A 16,616-nucleotide genomic window follows, 5' to 3' on the forward strand; every position below is an offset into this window, starting at 1 on the left:
AGAGAACGCCGCGTTAAACCAGATGCGCGGCGTTATCGTTAACGATCTTCGCGAGCAAGCTCGCTCCTATCGGTCTCGGCGGCAGGTTCAACCAGCTCCAGGCTGATGTTGTTCTGCGCGTTGATCTTGCGATACAACTCAGCATCAGTCTCCAGGACCTTCTCCCGAGCCGGGAAGATCTCGTGCAGCTTGGTCGCCCACTCACCGGTAGCTTTCTGCGGGAAGCAACGCTCGATCAAGTCCAGCATGATCGACACCGTCACCGAAGCGCCTGGGGAGGCGCCCAGCAGCGCTGCCAGTGAACCGTCCTTGGCCGCGACCAGCTCGGTGCCAAATTGCAGCACGCCGCCTTTCTTCGGGTCCTTCTTGATGATCTGCACCCGTTGGCCGGCCACTTCCAGGCGCCAGTCTTCAGCTTTGGCTTCCGGGTAGAAACGACGCAGGGATTCCAGGCGCTGCTCCATCGATTGCATCACTTCGCTGACCAGGTACTTGGTCAGGTCCATGTTATCGCGGGCCACAGCCAGCATCGGGCCGATGTTGCCGGCGCGAACCGACAGCGGCAGGTCGAGGAACGAGCCGTGCTTGAGGAACTTGGTGGTAAAGCCGGCGTACGGTCCGAACAGCAGGGATTTCTTGCCGTCGACTACGCGGGTGTCCAGGTGCGGCACGGACATCGGCGGCGAGCCCACGGCAGCCTGGCTGTAGACCTTGGCCTGGTGGTGCTTGACCACTTCCGGGTTGTCGCAACGCAGCCACTGGCCGCTGACCGGGAAACCGCCAAACCCTTTGCTTTCTTCGATACCCGAGGCTTGCAGCAGCGGCAGGGCCGCGCCACCGGCGCCGAGGAACACGAACTTGGCGTCCACTTCGCGGCTGTTGCCGCTGTTGACGTCCTTGATGCTCACAGTCCAGCCCGCACCGTTACGCTTGAGGCCGGTCACGCGCTTGCTGTACTTGACCTGGGCGTCCGGGGAGCTGGTCAGGTGAGCGAGCAACTGGTTGGTCAGGGCGCCGAAGTTGACGTCGGTGCCGTTCATCACGCGGGTGGCCGCGATTTTTTCGTCGAGCGGGCGGCCCGGCATCATCAGTGGCATCCACTCGGCCATCTCGTTGCGGTCTTCGGTGTAGTGCATGTCCGAGAACGCATGGTGCTGGCTGAGGGTTTCAAAGCGCTTCCTGAGGAACTCCACGCCTTTTTCGCCCTGCACGAAGCTCAGGTGCGGCACCGGGCTGATAAAGGACTTGGACGAGCCAAAGGTGCCCTTCTTGGTCAGGTAGGCCCAGAACTGCTTCGACACCTCGAACTGGGTGTTGATGTGCACGGCTTTCTTGATGTCGATGGAGCCATCGGTGGCCTGGGGCGTGTAGTTCAGCTCACACAGCCCGGCGTGGCCGGTACCGGCGTTGTTCCACGGGTTGGAACTTTCCGCGGCACCCGAGTCCATCAGCTCAACGACTTCCAGCTTGAGGCCGGGGTCGAGCTCTTTGAGCAGTACGGCCAGGGTGGCACTCATGATGCCGGCCCCTACCAGTACTACGTCGACTGCTTCGTTATGCGCCATTTAACGCGTCTCCAAAATCTGCAGCACCAAATTGACGGCATGGCTGCCAGGAGTGACGGGGCGGTTCACGTGTTGCCCCAGGGTACCCATGGCCAGGATCGCCATGTCCGTTTCGCAATTCTTTGCAACTTCAGCGCACGCTTCCTGCCCGGCCTGATCTGCCTATGAACGCATTCATGGGCGCCTGTGGCAATTCGACTTATGGTCAAAGCGTGCGATTCGTGCAATCAATCCGTAGCGGACAGGCTCAAGCTCCGGTGTTTGCGGAGTACTCGGGCCTGTGTGGTTGGGCTGTTCCAGACGCTGATGGTGCTTGTACAAACGCCAAACTATTCATTTGCTCGCCACACTCTTGTGAAGTTGTGAAAACCCGTTTTTTTCACGCTCTTTTGAAGACGTGAACCTCAAAAAAGGGCTACCCCGGCCTGGCACCTGGCCCGCAAACCTCTGCCGACACGCGGCAAAACGGGCAAACAACTCAAGTGGCCGAGCGCAATGGCAGCTCTGGCAGATTCGGTAAAGACGGGTGGTTTGCAAAGGAAACAGCAAGCGCGCCAGCTTCACTCGATCTGTGTGGGCGGCTCTCTGTGGGCGATTCTTGGGGTTAATACCGAGGCATTAACGATGCTGCGAGGCCCGATCAGGAGACGTCCTTATAATCGGGGGGAGATTGTAGCGAAGAACGCCAGGGAAATGGGCGTGTTTTATGACTTTTATTAGGCGTTCGGTCAGGCGGCCAACGCCTGGTGACGGGGCGACCGCACAGGGCGTGGGCTTACACGGGCGCGGGCCGGCAATGGATGATGCATCCAGCTCAGGCGAATTTCTTCGATTTCCACCCAGCCTTCGCCGACGGGAGGCTGGCAGCACTCTTTGAAGGCCTGGCAACGGCCTTGCGCATCGAGCAGGGCAAACTGGCGAAGGGCGGGCTTGCGCGTAAACAGCGACCAGAGAAAATGCATGGCGATAGACCTCCTAAGATTGGGGCCAAGCATGCCCGTCGGGGATGACGAGCGGATGTAACAGCTATTACATATCAGTGACAACGAACCGCCGCCGGGGCGACAGGTCATAGGTTGTAACTGACGCTAGTTCCCTGCGGGGGCGCCCCGCTATACTGCCCGCCTGTCGGTACCTGATTTCTGGAGAGAAGCGCATGTTGCAACGCCTGTTGTTCGGTTTGATCACTGTGACCAGCTTGACCCTGGTTGGCTGCGCCAACAGCCCGCAGCAACTGACCCCGGAACCGAAAATCACCACGCAACTGGCCCCGGTGGGCCACGGCCAGCCGGTGTCGGTACGGGTGGTGGACGGTCGTCCGTCGCCGACACTCGGTTCGCGCGGTGGCCTGTACCCGGAAACCGCCCTGGTGTCGGTGAACGCTCAAGATGTGCTGCCCAAGTTGCAAGCCCAGGCCGAAGCAGCTGTGCGCCTGCTGGGGTTCACCCCCAGTCCCAACGCGCCGGGCGCTCCGCAGTTGACGATCACCCTGGCCGAATTGAAGTATCAGTCGCCTAAAGACGGTCTTTACGTGACCGAGGCGTCCATTGGCGCCACCTTCAAGTCCGACGTCACCGCCGGCACTCGTCGCTACAGCGGCCGTTACGGTGCTTCGCTGAACCAGCGTTTCGGCATGTCGCCTAACCAGGAAACCAACACCAAGCTGGTCAGCGATGTCTTGAGTGACGCCTTGACCCGCCTGTTCAAGGACCCAAGCATCGGTTCATTGCTCAGCGCGCAGTAACCGCTCAAACAAAAAACCGGGCTCAGCGATGAGTCCGGTTTTTTTATGCCTTCAGTTTCACGCGGCTGTGTCGATACAAAAGTCCAGCATGCTCACCCCCGTCAACAGATCGGCCTCCGGCAAGTCCGCATGCTGGTGCCCACCAAGGGCGCAATACACCAGCCAGTGGCGGTCCTGCACGTTGAACGCGAGGCCGCCGATCAGCGCCTCCTGCTCGTCGCTTGGGGCTATCAGATACAGCCGATCCTGGTTGTGCGCGTGCAGCATGACAAGCTCCTGAATGTTCGAAGGGCAACAGAGTGGCTTGTTAAGGTGACGTTCAGGTGACGCCGTAAATTACTGGATACATTAGCCGTCCATGGGAGAGGGAGCGGTTTGGCGCTGGCTGCCACTACCGTTCAGGTTGCTATCTGAACCGATACCCAGACACCGTTTCACCCGAGGTTTGCGATGGCGCTGCCCGCACTGTTGATCAATGTTGTGGCTTTATTGGTGGCCTGCCCAGGCGCAGCGCTGCTGTTCATCACCCGCCTGCGCGAGCAACGCGCCATGGCTGATCTGGCTGCGCAAAGTGAAGAGCGCGCAATTGACCAGCCCATGCTGTTCCTGGATGTGCGCACCGAGCGGGCGAATCGTGTGGCTTACCGCATTGGGTTCGCCTGCCTTGGGTTGGCGCTGGCTATTTCCTGGCTCAGCACCCGAATCTAAAAAACCGCCGCTCCCACATTTTTTTTGATCGGTGGTTACAGCGGGATTCCAGCCTTGACCCGATACTGATTGCGCACTGGCGTCGCGTATTGCACCACCAGGAACGGCCGGTGCTCGGCCGGGCATTCGCTCAGGCGCCGCTCCCACTCTGCCTTTGCCTTGGCCAGTTCGTCCGCCGGGAACACGTCGGCCGCCTTTGGCACCTGCAACTGCGGGTCGGCATCGCTCCATTGGGCGTAGGCCAGGTAGTGCACCGGGAACAGCCGATAGCCGCCGAGAATCTGCCGATCCATTTCCACGGCCAGCACTTTGGTGTCTTCGAAGCGCTCGGTAATCGGCGGTGCGAAGTTGATATGTACACGGCCTTTGTAGCCAGTGATGCCCAGGGCAATACTGACGTCATCTTCGCCCGGTGCCTTGACGTAGGTGCCGGTGGTGGCGCGGATATACAGCTCACGTGCTTTGGCGGCATCGCACGGGTCGTACTCGTAGCTGATGGACACCGGCGTCAGGTTCAGTGACTGGATCACTTCGGCAAACGGCTCGTCCTTGCGGCTGACATGGAACATCTTGAGGATCGCCGACTCGGTGCGGTCATCCCCATCCTTGGCGCGGCCTTCGGCCTGGGCGATCCAGATCGACTGGCAGTCGTTGCGGATCGAATGGTTGATATAAGCTGACAGCAGGTTGAACGCCGCCATCTTCTCCTTTCGCCCGGTGATCGAGCGGTGCACGATGAAGCTCTTGTTCAGGCGCATCAGGTCGCTGACAAATGGCTTTTGCAGCAGGTTGTCGCCGATGGCGATGCGTGGCGTCGGCAGGCCGGCGTGGTAGACGGCATAGTTGACAAAGGCCGGATCCATCACGATGTCGCGATGGTTGGCCAGAAACACATAGGCAGTGCCCGATTTGAGCTGTTCCACGCCGGTATAGGTCACGCCGTCGGTCGCCCGGTCAATGGTGTGGTCGACGTAATACTCGACTTTGTCCTGCAGCGTGGCCACGGTGGTGACACCGGCGAACTCACGGCGCAGTTTGCGCGCGATCATCGGCTTGAGCAGCCAGCCAAGAGTGCCGGCAAAGCGCGGGAAGCGGAAGTGGGTCAGGATGTCCAGAAAGGCCTTGTCACTGAACAGCCGTGCCAGCACTGCCGGGACTTCGCTGTCGTTGTAAGGTCGGATGGTATCGAATTCGCCCATCATGCTCTCTTGTTAGAAACGGCTAGGGTAAGTAAAGGAAATACCAGGGTGTGGCCCAGGTAATTGACCCGGCCGGAAAATAGCCCTGTAAATAGACCGGCGATTATACGCACAAGTCACTTGGGAGACTGCGATGCTGGAAACTGCGCTGTACGATTGTCCTTATTGTGGTGAAGCGGTAGAGACCGCGGTGGATTTATCCGGCGGTGATCAGACGTACATAGAAGACTGTCAGGTGTGTTGCCGACCGATTATTTTCAACCTACAGGTCCATGGTGAAGAGTGGATGCTCGAAACCCGCAGTGAAAACGAATAACAGGTACGCCCATGCAGCGAATCTACGAACCGGAAAACCTGATGGAAGGCGAGCTGCTGCAACAAATGCTTGCCAGCGAGGGCATCGAGGCGCACCTGGTAGGGCGCCATTTGCTCGGCGGTACGGGGGAGTTGCCGATCTTTGGCCTGCTGGGGCTGGAAGTGGCTAACGACCGGGCGGCTGAAGCCCGCGAGCTGATTACCGCCTATATCGGCGCGCAACCCCTGCCCGGCGATGAACCCGACAGCTTCCCTGACGTATTGGTCTGTTAGGCTGTCGGTCGGTTTACCCAAGAGTCGTGTTACCCCATGTGTGGACGTTATGCCCTGTTTCGCTGGAACCCTACCTTTGCTGCCTTGCCTGGCTTCCCGGCCGACCAGCAGGCCCAGTGGAACATCTCCCCGAATGATTCGGTGCTGATCCAGCGCCAGAACGAAGGCCAGCGCACCCTGGCCCGGGCGCGCTGGGGCCTGACGCCGCCCTGGCTGACGGATCTTTCCCGCACGCCGGCCCATGCCCGTGCCGAAACCCTGGCCGAACAACCGATGTTTCGCGAAGCGTTTCGCCAGCGCCGTTGCCTGCTGCCGGCCAACGGTTTCTATGAATGGCGCGGCACCCAGCGCAAACGCCCGTACTGGCTGACGCCGGGGGAGGGCTCCACCTTGTTTTTTGCCGCGATCTGGGAGGCATACCCGGTGCAGGAGCAGGTGTGGCTGAGCACGGCAGTGGTGACCCAGGCCGCCCAGAGTCAGCGCCGGCCGTTGATTCTGGATGCGGCGGGACAAGCCGCCTGGCTCGATCCCGAGACGCCCTTGCATGTGTTGCAAGGCTTGCTGGCCAGTGAGCCGGTCGCGTTGCGCGAGCGGGTCCTGGCCAACATGGTCAATGATCCCAAGCTCAACGGGCCGGAGTGCCTGACCCCGGCCTGAGCCTGAGGCCGATTGCTCGCTGAATTGTCGGATGTGTGAGATGTATCCGAAATTCATCGGTTACGCGTCTGGTGTATCTGGCGCCGATACAAATGAGCGCCTACGATACGCGCCATGTTTTCAGGGCGTCTTTTCAGGGAGAGTGTATTGATGAAGAAATCATTGGCGGTAAGTGTATTGGCTGCGGCGATGCTGCTGGCCGGGTGTCAGTCGGTCAACACCACCAGCGGCGGCGCCGTCGGGGTTGAGCGCAAGCAATATATGTTCAGCATGCTGTCGAGCCAGGAAGTCGACCAGATGTACGCCCAGTCCTACCAGCAGACCCTGGGCGAGGCCAGTAGCAAAGGCCAACTGGACAAGACCAGCGCCAATGCCAAGCGCGTGCAGGCGATCGCCAATCGCCTGATCGCCCAGGCGCCCACCTTCCGCCCGGATGCGGCGCAGTGGAAGTGGGAAGTAAACCTGATCAAGAGCGATGAGATGAACGCCAACTGCGGACCTGGCGGCAAGATCTTCGTGTACAGCGCGTTGATCGACAACCTCAAGCTCACCGATGATGAGCTGGCTGCCGTGATGGGCCATGAAATCGCCCACGCCTTGCGTGAGCACGGTCGCGAAGCCATGTCCAAGGCCTACGGCATCGAGATGGCCAAGCAGGGCGCCGGTGCGTTGTTCGGCCTGGGCCAGGACAGCCTGGCGCTGGCCGATACCGTGGCCAACTACGGCATGACCTTGCCCAATAGCCGCAGCAATGAAAACGAAGCGGATCTGATCGGCCTGGAACTGGCGGCTCGCGCCGGCTATAACCCGAACGCGGCCATCACGCTGTGGAACAAGATGGCCAAGGCTTCGGAAGGCGCGCCGCCTGAATTCATGAGCACTCACCCGGCCTCCGACAGCCGGATCGCCTCGTTGCAGGCGGCGATTCCGAAGGTGATGCCGCTCTACCAGAAGGCCAAGAAGTCCTAAGACTTCAACTACAAGTAGCAAGCTTCAAGCTGCAAGAAAAAGCACTGCTTCTTCCTGCAACTTGAGGCTTGAAGCTTGCAGCTAGATCCAGCCACTGCTCTGCATGGCCTTGTACACTGCCACGATGGCCAGGACAAAAAACGCCGTCGCCGCCAGTCGACGAATCAACGTCAGCGGCAGTTTCTCCGCCGCAAAATTCCCCGCCAGAACCACCGGTACGTTGGCAATCAGCATGCCCAGGGTGGTGCCGATAATTACCAGCCACAGCTCCGGATATTGCGCTGCCAGCATCACCGTGGCGATCTGGGTCTTGTCCCCGATTTCCGCCAGGAAGAATGCAATCAGTGTGGTCAGGAACGGCCCGAACTTGCGGGTGGTGCTGGCTTCGTCATCGTCGAGTTTGTCTGGCACCAGGGTCCACAGCGCGGTGGCGCAGAAGCTGGCCGCGAGAATCCAGTGCAACACCGCATCCGAGAAGAAACTTCCGAACCAGGCCCCCACGGCACCGGCCGCCGCATGGTTGGCCAGGGTCGCGGCAACGATGCCGGCGATGATCGGCCAGGGTTTGCGAAAGCGTGCGGCAAGGATGAGCGCGAGCAGTTGCGTCTTGTCGCCGATTTCGGCCAAGGCAACGATTGCGGTAGGAACGAGTAATGAATCCAGCATCAGGTAGGTTTCCAGGGGCGGGTCGACACGGCTATGACACGTACAGCCTTCCCGCCCCGGGTAAGGTGTGCGTGTCATAGGTCTTGTCAAACCCCGGTCCGTCTGTGCGGACTCCTGGGTCGCATACGCCATGGCCTGTTGACCAAGTATGTTGACGTATGCCGGACGAGCGTGGCGCTCGTGGGAGACTACTCCCCTAGGACGGAGCGGATTCTGCCTAGGCAAAATCCATTCGGCAAGCCTTCTTTTTCAAATAGCCATCAGCCTCGCTTGGCGCGGTAGATGCGAAAACCATTGCCCTCGGCCTTGACTGCACACACGCCCAGGTGCTCTTCGATCAACGGCTGGTACTTCAGGAAACTGTTGGCAACCAGGCGAAGTTCGCCACCCTTTGCCAGATGTTTCGCCGCTTTTCGCAGCAGGTTCTCGGTGGCGAAATAGTCGGTGTGCACGCCGACATGGAACGGTGGGTTGCTCAAGATTGCATTCAACCCCATCGGCGCGGCGTCGATGCCGTCACCGGTCAATACCTCCGCTTCCAGGCCGTTGGCGGCCAGGGTCAGGCGGCTGCTGGCGGCGGCGAAAGCATCCACATCCAGCATCGTCACGGTGTTGTGCGGGTAGCGACGTTTGACCGCCGCCCCCAGCACACCAGCGCCGCAACCGAAGTCGAGCAAATGGCCACTCGGCAGTTTGTCCAAGTGCTCCAGCAACAACTCGGTGCCGCGATCCAGACGGCCGTGGCTGAACACGCCCGGCAGGCTCACCACCTTGAGCGGGCCTTCGGCCAGCGGTACGTCGAACACCTGCGCCAGGCTCTCCAGCTCGACCGCTTGCGGCGCGTTGGCCACGGTGATTTGCCACAGCTGGCAATGTCGCGCGTTGTCGAGCTTACGCGGTTTGCCATACGGCGCCATCTGCTTGGCGGCGCTTTCGATACCGCCTTTTTTCTCCCCCACCAGGAACAGCTCGGCGCCGGGCAGTCGCGCTGCCACGGCGTTGAGCAGGTAGTCGGTGAGGTCCTTGGATTTGGGCAGGAAGATCACCGCTGCATCAAACGCACGCTCGGGCACGTTCACGCCGAATTGGCTGCGCTCCGGGAAGCGTGCGTCGAGCGCCGCCTGGTCACCGGCATGCCAGCACCAGCCGTGGGCGTTGGGCAGGCGACCCAGCAGGTCGTCGGCGGGCAAACCCACCAGCAGCAGGTTGCCTTGAAAAAGTTCGGCCTGACGAAGCAGTACTTCACTGCGCGGATCCATGGTCTGCTCCTTGAAAAGGGGCGCAGTTTATCAACTGACGACGCGCAGCGGGGCGCCGCTGAAAAAGCCCCGGGCGTTTTCTGCCAGTTGGCCGACGATACGCTGGCGCGCTTCACGGCTGCCCCAGGCATTGTGGGGCGTGACGATCAATCGAGGAATATCGCCGGCCAGCAACGGGTTGCCATTGACCGGAGGCTCAACACTCAGCACATCGGTCGCTGCGCCGCCCAGGTGGCCGCTGCGCAAGGCATCGACCAGGGCTTGTTCGTTGATCAAACCACCACGCGCGGTGTTGACGATAAACGCGCCGGGCTTGAGCAGCGCCAATTCACGGGCGCCGATGAAGTTACGGGTGTGTTCATTGAGCGGGCAGTGCAAGGTGAGTGCGTCCACCTGCGCCAGCAATTCATCCAGCGGCACGCGGTCGGCACGGGCAGGGCGCCCGGGAATCGCGCCGAGTAGCACGCGCATCCCGAAGGCTTCGGCCAGGCGCGCCACCGCACTGCCCAACTCGCCATGGCCCAGCAGGCCGAGGGTCTTGCCTTCCAGCTCGACAATCGGGTGGTCCAGCAGGCAGAACTGCTTGGCCTCCTGCCATTTGCCGGCGCTCACATCGCGTTGATAGTCCTTCAAGCGCGTCGCCAGGTTGAGCAACAGCATGATCGTGTGCTGCGCCACCGACGGTGTGCCGTAGCCCTGGCAGTTGCTCACGGTGATGCCATGGGCGCGGGCGGCTTCCAGGTCAATGTTGTTGGTGCCGGTGGCCGAAACCAGGATCAACTTGAGTTCCGGGCAGGCCGCCAGGGTTTCGCGGTTGAGCGCGATTTTGTTACTGATCGCCACCTGCGCGCCTTGGAGACGCTCGACCACATTCTGCGGCGTGGTGCCCGTCAACAGCTGCAAGTCGCTGAAGCTGCCGTGCAACTCGCTGAGGTCGAGGTCGCCCAGATCCAGGGAGGGGTGATCAAGGAAGACGGCGCGGCGAATGTTCGTCATCAACTGTACCTTTTGCGACAGGGTTCGAAGGCGTAATCTGCCGAGCCTATCAGATGAAATAATCCGTTACTTAATGGAGTGAGTATGTACGCCGCCGAGTTTTTGACCGTAGCCCTGATTCACTTGCTGGCGGTGGCCAGCCCCGGCCCGGATTTCGCGGTGGTGGTGCGCGAGAGTGTGACCCACGGCCGCCGCGCCGGAACCTGGACTGCGTTGGGCGTGGGCTCGGCGATTTTCCTGCACGTGGGCTATTCGTTGCTCGGCATCGGCCTGATCGTGTCCCAGTCCATCGTGTTGTTCAACGCACTGAAATGGGCGGCGGCCGCCTACCTGCTGTACATCGGCTTCAAGGCCCTGCGCGCCAAACCAGCCAAGCCTGCCGCCGAGGGCGAGTTGCACCGCGAAGCGGGCGAGCGTACCCCGCGTGGCGCGTTTACCGCAGGCTTCGTCACCAACGGCCTGAACCCCAAGGCGACGTTGTTCTTTCTGTCGCTGTTCACCGTGGTGATCAACCCGCACACACCGCTGGCGATCCAGGCCGGTTACGGCGTGTACCTGGCGGTGGCGACGGCGTTGTGGTTCTGCCTGGTGGCCATGCTGTTCAGCCAGCAACGCGTGCGTGCGGGTTTTGCGCGGATGGGGCATTGGTTTGATCGGACCATGGGGGCGGTGTTGATTGCGATTGGGGTGAAGTTGGCGTTTACCAGCGTGAAATAGGGCGGATGCTGGCGCAAAGCTAGCATTTGCGGCGGTCTGCAAATCATTCCTTTGGCTGATTTAGCTGAAACATAACCTCTCTACAGTGCAGGTCTTCAAGCCAAGACCGTGCAGTCATAAAAGGGATTCGTATGTTGCAGACCCGTGTTATTCCGCCCGCCGAAGGTGCGTATCAATACCCGCTGTTGATCAAGCGCCTGTTGATGTCCGGTACCCGTTACGAGAAGACCCGGGAAATCGTCTACCGCGACAAGCTGCGCTACACCTACCCGACCTTGATCGAGCGGGTCGCGCGCCTGGCTAACGTGCTCACCGAAGCCGGGGTCAAGGCCGGTGACACGGTGGCGGTGATGGATTGGGACAGTCATCGTTACCTGGAATGCATGTTCGCCATCCCGATGATCGGCGCGGTAATCCACACCATCAACGTGCGCCTGTCGCCGGAACAGATTCTCTACACCATGAACCACGCCGAGGACCGCTTCGTGCTGGTCAACAGCGAGTTCGTGGGGCTCTACCAGGCCATTGCCGGGCAGCTCACCACCGTCGACAAGACCCTGCTGCTCACTGACGGCGAAGCCAAGACCGCCGAGCTGCCCAACCTGGTCGGTGAGTACGAAACCCTGTTGGCTGCCGCCAGCCCGAAGTACGACTTCCAGGACTTCGACGAACACTCCGTCGCCACCACCTTCTACACCACCGGCACAACCGGTAACCCCAAGGGCGTGTACTTCACCCATCGCCAACTGGTGCTGCACACCATCGGCGTGGCGACCATCATGGGCAGCGTCGACAGCGTGCGCCTGCTGGGCACCAACGACGTGTACATGCCGATCACGCCGATGTTCCACGTGCATGCCTGGGGCCTGCCGTATGTGGCAACCATGCTCGGCCTGAAACAGGTCTACCCCGGCCGCTACGATCCGGAATACCTGGTGGAGCTTTGGCGCAAGGAGAAGGTCACCTTCTCCCACTGCGTGCCGACCATCCTGCAAATGGTGCTCAACGCCAAGGCCGCCCAAGGCGTGGATTTTGGCGGTTGGAAAATCGTCATCGGTGGCAGCGCCCTCAACCGTACGCTGTATGAGGCGGCAAAGGCCCGTGGGATTCAACTGACCGCCGCGTACGGCATGTCCGAGACCGGCCCGCTGGTGTCCTGCGCCCACCTCAACGAAGAACTGATGGCCGGCACCGAGGACGAGCGCATCACCTACCGCATCAAGGCCGGTGTGCCTGGGCCATTGGTGGAAGCGGCGATCATGGACGCTGAGGGTAACTTCCTGCCCGCCGACGGCGAGTCCCAGGGCGAGTTGGTCCTGCGCGCGCCGTGGCTGACCGAGGGTTATTACAACGAGCCGCAGAAGGGCGCCGAGCTGTGGGCGGGCGGCTGGATGCACACGGGCGACGTGGCCACCCTCGATGCATTTGGCGTGATCGATATTCGCGACCGCATCAAGGATGTGATCAAAACCGGCGGCGAGTGGATCTCCTCCCTGGCCCTCGAAGACCTGGTCAGCCGTCACCCGGCGGTACGCGAAGTAGCGGTGGTGGGCATCGCCGACCCGCAGTGGGGCGAGCGCCCGTTTGCGTTGCTGGTGGTGCGTGATGGCCATGAGATTGGGGCTCGCGAGCTCAAGGAACATCTCAAGCCTTTTGTCGAATTGGGCCATTTGAGCAAGTGGGCGATTCCGAGCCAGATTGCCGTTGTTACGGAAATTCCCAAGACCAGTGTCGGCAAGCTCGACAAAAAACGTATCCGCGTTGACATCATTGAATGGCAGGCCAACAACAGCACCTTCCTGTCCACCCTCTGAGCTGATTTGCCGTGCCCTCGTGGCACGGCGATGCTCTATCTCGCGCCTTCACTTGTGATTTGCCAATTTTCAGCCATCCTTGCCGCGTCGGCCTTCGCCGACATGGCGAAAGGGCTGTGGCAGACGGGTTGGTGATGCAAATCACACTTTAGAGGGATCAAGCGGTACCCCCTGCTGGCTATAGTCCCACCCAGAGTTTTTCAAGGATGCGTCGCTTCGGGCCATGGAGGTTCAGTTGCCAGGCGGCATTGGAATCGTTGTATTCCGGCCGTTACAAGCATCACAGAAAGAACTCACTGCCATAACAATAATGCACATGGAGTAGCGTCGATGACCTCAGTAAACCAGTTCTGGCGCCGGGCAAGACTGCCCCTGGCCGTCAGTCTCGCCTCTACGCTCGCCGGGCCCGCATTCGGCGTCAGTTTCAATATCGGTGAAATCGAAGGTAGTTTTGACTCGTCGCTGTCTGTGGGGGCGAGCTGGTCGACAGCCAAGCCCAACCGTGACCTCATTGGCGTCAACAATGGTGGCAAGGGGTTGTCCCAGACCTCCGATGACGGCCACTTGAACTTCAAGCGTGGGGAAACGTTTTCGAAGATATTCAAGGGTATCCACGATCTGGAACTGAAGTACGGCGATACCGGTGTGTTTGTGCGCGGCAAGTACTGGTATGACTTCGAACTCAAGGATGAAAGCCGTGAGTTCAAGGACATCAGCGATAACAACCGCAAAGAGGGCGCCAAGTCTTCTGGTGGGCAGATTCTTGATGCGTTTATCTACCACAACTATTCCATTGCCGATCAGCCCGGCAACGTGCGGTTCGGCAAGCAGGTAGTGAGCTGGGGTGAAAGTACATTTATCGGCGGCGGTATCAACTCCATCAACCCGATCGACGTGTCCGCATTCCGTCGTCCGGGTGCCGAAATCAAGGAAGGCTTGATTCCGGTCAACATGTTCTATGTGTCGCAAACCCTGACCGATAACTTGTCGGCAGAAGCGTTTTATCAGTTGGAATGGGACCAGACCGTTACGGATAACTGCGGGACGTTCTTCTCTCAGCCTGATGTTATTTCCGATGGCTGTACGGACAACCTCCGACTGCTCAGCAAACGTTCGTTCCTCGCGACTCAGCCTGGCGCGTTACCGCTGCTGAACAACTTTGGGGTCAACGTTAACGAAGAGGGCGTGCTGGTCAAGCGTGGGCCTGATCGTGATGCGCGCGACAGTGGTCAATTCGGCGTGGCGTTTCACTATAACTACGAACCGCTGGACACCGAGTTCGGCGCCTACTTCATGAACTATCACAGCCGGGCTCCGATTTTCAGTGCGCGGGGGGCGTCGGCTGCGACTTATGCAGCGGCCAACTCTCTGACACCTACGCCGGCGGTGGGCCTGCGTCCGCTCATTGTCGCGGGTAACTCCAGCTACTTTGTCGAGTACCCAGAGGATATCCGCCTTTATGGCTTGAGCTTCTCCACGACGTTACCTACCGGTACGGCATGGAGCGGAGAACTCAGCTACCGACCAAACGCTCCGGTGCAACTCAATACCACTGACATCCTCTACGCGGGCGTCACGCCGCTGATTGGTCTGGGCGCTGCTTCTCCGCTCAAGGGTGCTGCCGACACGGACCTGAACGGCTATCGCCGTAAGGAAATCACTCAGTTCCAGACAACCTTCACGCACTTTTTCGATCAGGTCATGGGTGCCAGCCGTCTTACGCTGGTCGGCGAAGTGGGCGTGACGCATGTGGGGGGCTTGGAAAGCCGCGACAAAGCGCGTTACGGGCGTGACCCTGTGTACGGCCCTGGACAAGGTGCTCTCTGTGCAACGCTTAACTCCGGCACGATCACCGGTGCCGGTCCTGGTGCCGATGCCAGCAACCGTACGGCTAACTGCAACAATGATGGCTTCACCACCTCCACTTCCTGGGGCTACCGTGGCCGCGCAATCTGGGAATACCCGGATGTCTTTGCCGGTGTGAATCTCAAACCCAACGTGGCGTGGTCCCATGACGTGAGCGGTTATTCGCCAGGTCCTGGTGGCAACTTTGAAGAGGGTCGCAAAGCGGTGAGCCTGGGGTTGGATGCTGAGTATCAGAACACCTACACAGCGAGCCTTGCCTATACCAACTTCTTTGGGGGCGACTTCAATACCTCGAGTGACCGCGACTTCGTCGCCCTGAGCTTCGGCGCGAACTTCTAAGCACACTGTATTTTCAGGAAGACCAGAACATGAAAATAACCAAAAGTCTGTTGCACGTGGGTGTGCTTGGGCTGTCGATCCTGGCGAGCAACGTCATGGCGGCGGTGTCGGCGGATGAAGCCGCCAAGCTGGGCACGACCCTGACGCCGATGGGCGCGGAAATGGCCGGTAACGCAGCGGGCACCATCCCTAAATGGTCGCCTATGCCTACCAACGCCGGCGCCGTCGACGCCCGTGGGTTCCTGGCCAACCCGTACGCCAGCGAACAACCGCAATTCACCATCACCGCGCAGAACGTCGAGCAGTACAAAGACAAGCTGGCACCGGGGCAGTACGCGATGTTCAAGCGTTACCCGGAAACCTTCAAGATGCCGGTCTACCCAACTCATCGCGGCGCTACCGTGCCGGCCGATGTGTTCGCATCCATCAAGAAGAACGCCACCACCACCAACCTGGTGTCGGGCGGCAACGGCCTGGAAAACTTTGAAACCGCCGTTCCGTTCCCGATCCCGAAAAGCGGCGTGGAAGTGATCTGGAACCACATCACCCGTTATCGCGGTGGCAGCGTGACTCGTCTGGTGACCCAGGCCACGCCACAAACCAACGGTTCCTACAGCCTGGTGTACTTCCGCGACCAGTTCGTGTTCCGCGACAAGATGAAGGACTTCGACCCGAAAAACCCAGGCAACATCCTGTTCTACTTCAAGCAGCAAGTGACCGCTCCGGCACGTCTGGCCGGTGGTGTGCTGCTGGTGCACGAAACCCTGGACCAGGTGAAGGAGCCGCGTTCGGCGTGGGTCTACAACGCCGGCCAGCGCCGTGTGCGCCGGGCACCACAAGTGTCCTATGACGGGCCGGGTACCGCCGCCGATGGCCTGCGGACCTCTGACAACCTCGACATGTACAACGGTGCGCCGGACCGCTACGACTGGAAACTGGAAGGCAAGAAGGAAATCTACATCGCCTCCAACAGCTACAAGATCGACGATCCGAAGCTCAAGTACGCCGACATCATCAAGGCCGGCCACATCAACCAGGACCTGACACGCTACGAGCTGCGCCGTGTCTGGCACGTGGTCGCCACCTTGAAGGAAGGCCAGCGCCATATTTATGCCAAGCGTGACTTTTACATCGACGAAGACACCTGGCAAGCCGCAGTGATCGACCACTACGACGGCCGTGGTCAACTGTGGCGCGTTGCCGAAGCCCATGCCGAGAACTACTACGACAAGCAAGTACCGTGGTACGCCCTCGAAACCCTCTACGACCTGCAGTCCGGCCGTTACCTGGCACTGGGCATGAAGAACGAAGAGAAACAGGCCTATGACTTCGGCTTCACCGCCACCACCAGCGATTTCACCCCAGCGGCTCTGCGCCAGGACGGTGTTCGCTAAATTCCACTAGCGCCTCAATGTGGGAGGGGGCTTGCCCCCGATAGCGATGTGACAGTCAGCGCATGCATTGACTGATCCGCCTCTATCGGGAGCACGCCCCCTCCCACTTTTTGTTTGTGGCGATATTTCTTGTCT

General features: G+C 60.2%; 17 protein-coding genes and 1 riboswitch. Of the genes, 10 read left to right on the plus strand and 7 right to left on the minus strand.

All coding sequences use genetic code 11. The features are described from left to right. Window positions 1-38: 38 nt before the first annotated feature. A complete protein-coding gene (mqo, locus tag ACHPFG_RS05495) occupies window positions 39-1,565 on the minus strand; it encodes a malate dehydrogenase (quinone) (protein ID WP_431701778.1) in 1,527 nt (508 codons plus the stop codon). A 728-nt stretch (window positions 1,566-2,293) separates the two neighbouring features. Continuing rightward, the gene (locus ACHPFG_RS05500; RefSeq protein ID WP_431701779.1) at window positions 2,294-2,527 is read right to left on the minus strand and encodes a hypothetical protein; all 234 of its coding nucleotides are present in this window, start codon (window positions 2,525-2,527) and stop codon (window positions 2,294-2,296) included. Between the two features lie 194 nt (window positions 2,528-2,721). On the opposite strand from ACHPFG_RS05500, the gene ACHPFG_RS05505 reads away from it, so the two are divergent. After that, entirely contained in the window at window positions 2,722-3,309 is a 588-nt protein-coding gene (locus ACHPFG_RS05505; RefSeq protein WP_071491162.1) for a YajG family lipoprotein, read from the plus strand. A gap of 57 nt (window positions 3,310-3,366) precedes the next feature. On the opposite strand, the gene ACHPFG_RS05510 is transcribed toward ACHPFG_RS05505, so the two are convergent. Further along, entirely contained in the window at window positions 3,367-3,576 is a 210-nt protein-coding gene (locus tag ACHPFG_RS05510; protein ID WP_090409383.1) for a hypothetical protein, read from the minus strand. A gap of 183 nt (window positions 3,577-3,759) precedes the next feature. Here ACHPFG_RS05510 and ACHPFG_RS05515 point away from each other — a divergent pair, with 183 nt between their 5' ends. Then, window positions 3,760-4,017 (plus strand): hypothetical protein, encoded by a 258-nt coding sequence (locus ACHPFG_RS05515; protein ID WP_431701780.1) that lies wholly within the window; start codon window positions 3,760-3,762, stop codon window positions 4,015-4,017. Window positions 4,018-4,052: 35 nt separating this feature from the next. Here ACHPFG_RS05515 and ACHPFG_RS05520 read toward each other — a convergent pair whose 3' ends face one another. Then, the gene (locus tag ACHPFG_RS05520) at window positions 4,053-5,216 is read right to left on the minus strand and encodes a 1-acyl-sn-glycerol-3-phosphate acyltransferase (protein WP_178116709.1); all 1,164 of its coding nucleotides are present in this window, start codon (window positions 5,214-5,216) and stop codon (window positions 4,053-4,055) included. Between the two features lie 133 nt (window positions 5,217-5,349). Between ACHPFG_RS05520 and ACHPFG_RS05525 the strand changes: the two genes are divergently transcribed. The 4 genes from ACHPFG_RS05525 to ACHPFG_RS05540 all read left to right on the plus strand — a co-directional run bounded on the left by ACHPFG_RS05525 (window position 5,350) and on the right by ACHPFG_RS05540 (window position 7,430). Beyond that, on the plus strand, window positions 5,350-5,532 hold the full coding sequence (locus ACHPFG_RS05525; RefSeq protein ID WP_027604787.1) for a CPXCG motif-containing cysteine-rich protein: 183 nt from the start codon (window positions 5,350-5,352) through the stop codon (window positions 5,530-5,532). Window positions 5,533-5,543: 11 nt separating this feature from the next. Then, window positions 5,544-5,804 (plus strand): putative signal transducing protein, encoded by a 261-nt coding sequence (locus ACHPFG_RS05530; RefSeq protein WP_131698403.1) that lies wholly within the window; start codon window positions 5,544-5,546, stop codon window positions 5,802-5,804. Between the two features lie 36 nt (window positions 5,805-5,840). Further along, window positions 5,841-6,461: an SOS response-associated peptidase gene (locus ACHPFG_RS05535; RefSeq protein ID WP_131698402.1), complete on the plus strand. Its 621-nt coding sequence runs from the start codon at window positions 5,841-5,843 to the stop codon at window positions 6,459-6,461. Between the two features lie 150 nt (window positions 6,462-6,611). After that, window positions 6,612-7,430, plus strand: coding sequence for a M48 family metallopeptidase (locus ACHPFG_RS05540; RefSeq protein WP_131698401.1), 819 nt, complete (start codon window positions 6,612-6,614; stop codon window positions 7,428-7,430). 81 nt (window positions 7,431-7,511) lie between these two features. Here the strand turns inward: ACHPFG_RS05540 and ACHPFG_RS05545 are convergent, their stop codons facing one another. The 3 genes from ACHPFG_RS05545 to ACHPFG_RS05555 form a co-directional block, all read right to left on the minus strand. Continuing rightward, complete coding sequence (locus tag ACHPFG_RS05545; RefSeq protein ID WP_005784895.1) at window positions 7,512-8,096, minus strand: TMEM165/GDT1 family protein; 585 nt, start codon at window positions 8,094-8,096, stop codon at window positions 7,512-7,514. Window positions 8,097-8,184: 88 nt separating this feature from the next. Further along, a riboswitch (yybP-ykoY riboswitch) is annotated at window positions 8,185-8,306 on the minus strand. Between the two features lie 50 nt (window positions 8,307-8,356). Next, on the minus strand, window positions 8,357-9,355 hold the full coding sequence (locus tag ACHPFG_RS05550) for a methyltransferase (RefSeq protein WP_431701781.1): 999 nt from the start codon (window positions 9,353-9,355) through the stop codon (window positions 8,357-8,359). Between the two features lie 30 nt (window positions 9,356-9,385). Further along, window positions 9,386-10,351, minus strand: a complete 966-nt coding sequence (locus ACHPFG_RS05555; protein ID WP_431701782.1) for a 2-hydroxyacid dehydrogenase — start codon at window positions 10,349-10,351, stop codon at window positions 9,386-9,388. Window positions 10,352-10,435: 84 nt separating this feature from the next. Here ACHPFG_RS05555 and ACHPFG_RS05560 point away from each other — a divergent pair, with 84 nt between their 5' ends. The 4 genes from ACHPFG_RS05560 (at window position 10,436) to ACHPFG_RS05575 (ending at window position 16,481) form a co-directional block, all read left to right on the plus strand. Further along, the gene (locus ACHPFG_RS05560) at window positions 10,436-11,068 is read left to right on the plus strand and encodes a LysE family translocator (RefSeq protein WP_131698398.1); all 633 of its coding nucleotides are present in this window, start codon (window positions 10,436-10,438) and stop codon (window positions 11,066-11,068) included. 131 nt (window positions 11,069-11,199) lie between these two features. Next, entirely contained in the window at window positions 11,200-12,882 is a 1,683-nt protein-coding gene (locus ACHPFG_RS05565; protein WP_131698397.1) for a fatty acid--CoA ligase, read from the plus strand. A gap of 330 nt (window positions 12,883-13,212) precedes the next feature. Next, window positions 13,213-15,087: a DUF1302 domain-containing protein gene (locus tag ACHPFG_RS05570; protein WP_431701783.1), complete on the plus strand. Its 1,875-nt coding sequence runs from the start codon at window positions 13,213-13,215 to the stop codon at window positions 15,085-15,087. 29 nt (window positions 15,088-15,116) lie between these two features. Then, entirely contained in the window at window positions 15,117-16,481 is a 1,365-nt protein-coding gene (locus tag ACHPFG_RS05575) for a DUF1329 domain-containing protein (RefSeq protein WP_431701784.1), read from the plus strand. Window positions 16,482-16,616 lie beyond the last annotated feature (135 nt).

The organism is Pseudomonas sp. BR20 (assembly GCF_050780135.1).
Lineage (GTDB): Bacteria > Pseudomonadota > Gammaproteobacteria > Pseudomonadales > Pseudomonadaceae > Aquipseudomonas.

What these genes read in the sequence shown, in the direction of transcription:
- ACHPFG_RS05555 (WP_431701782.1), bottom strand. Translation starts at nt 10,351, where the DNA reads ATGACGAACATTCGCCGCGCCGTCTTCCTTGATCACCCCTCCCTGGAT.
- ACHPFG_RS05520 (WP_178116709.1), bottom strand. Translation starts at nt 5,216, where the DNA reads ATGGGCGAATTCGATACCATCCGACCTTACAACGACAGCGAAGTCCCG.
- ACHPFG_RS05525 (WP_027604787.1), top strand. Translation starts at nt 5,350, where the DNA reads ATGCTGGAAACTGCGCTGTACGATTGTCCTTATTGTGGTGAAGCGGTA.
- ACHPFG_RS05575 (WP_431701784.1), top strand. Translation starts at nt 15,117, where the DNA reads ATGAAAATAACCAAAAGTCTGTTGCACGTGGGTGTGCTTGGGCTGTCG.
- ACHPFG_RS05570 (WP_431701783.1), top strand. Translation starts at nt 13,213, where the DNA reads ATGACCTCAGTAAACCAGTTCTGGCGCCGGGCAAGACTGCCCCTGGCC.
- ACHPFG_RS05515 (WP_431701780.1), top strand. Translation starts at nt 3,760, where the DNA reads ATGGCGCTGCCCGCACTGTTGATCAATGTTGTGGCTTTATTGGTGGCC.
- ACHPFG_RS05545 (WP_005784895.1), bottom strand. Translation starts at nt 8,096, where the DNA reads ATGCTGGATTCATTACTCGTTCCTACCGCAATCGTTGCCTTGGCCGAA.
- mqo (WP_431701778.1), bottom strand. Translation starts at nt 1,565, where the DNA reads ATGGCGCATAACGAAGCAGTCGACGTAGTACTGGTAGGGGCCGGCATC.
- ACHPFG_RS05535 (WP_131698402.1), top strand. Translation starts at nt 5,841, where the DNA reads ATGTGTGGACGTTATGCCCTGTTTCGCTGGAACCCTACCTTTGCTGCC.
- ACHPFG_RS05530 (WP_131698403.1), top strand. Translation starts at nt 5,544, where the DNA reads ATGCAGCGAATCTACGAACCGGAAAACCTGATGGAAGGCGAGCTGCTG.
- ACHPFG_RS05510 (WP_090409383.1), bottom strand. Translation starts at nt 3,576, where the DNA reads ATGCTGCACGCGCACAACCAGGATCGGCTGTATCTGATAGCCCCAAGC.
- ACHPFG_RS05560 (WP_131698398.1), top strand. Translation starts at nt 10,436, where the DNA reads ATGTACGCCGCCGAGTTTTTGACCGTAGCCCTGATTCACTTGCTGGCG.
- ACHPFG_RS05550 (WP_431701781.1), bottom strand. Translation starts at nt 9,355, where the DNA reads ATGGATCCGCGCAGTGAAGTACTGCTTCGTCAGGCCGAACTTTTTCAA.
- ACHPFG_RS05540 (WP_131698401.1), top strand. Translation starts at nt 6,612, where the DNA reads ATGAAGAAATCATTGGCGGTAAGTGTATTGGCTGCGGCGATGCTGCTG.
- ACHPFG_RS05500 (WP_431701779.1), bottom strand. Translation starts at nt 2,527, where the DNA reads ATGCATTTTCTCTGGTCGCTGTTTACGCGCAAGCCCGCCCTTCGCCAG.
- ACHPFG_RS05565 (WP_131698397.1), top strand. Translation starts at nt 11,200, where the DNA reads ATGTTGCAGACCCGTGTTATTCCGCCCGCCGAAGGTGCGTATCAATAC.
- ACHPFG_RS05505 (WP_071491162.1), top strand. Translation starts at nt 2,722, where the DNA reads ATGTTGCAACGCCTGTTGTTCGGTTTGATCACTGTGACCAGCTTGACC.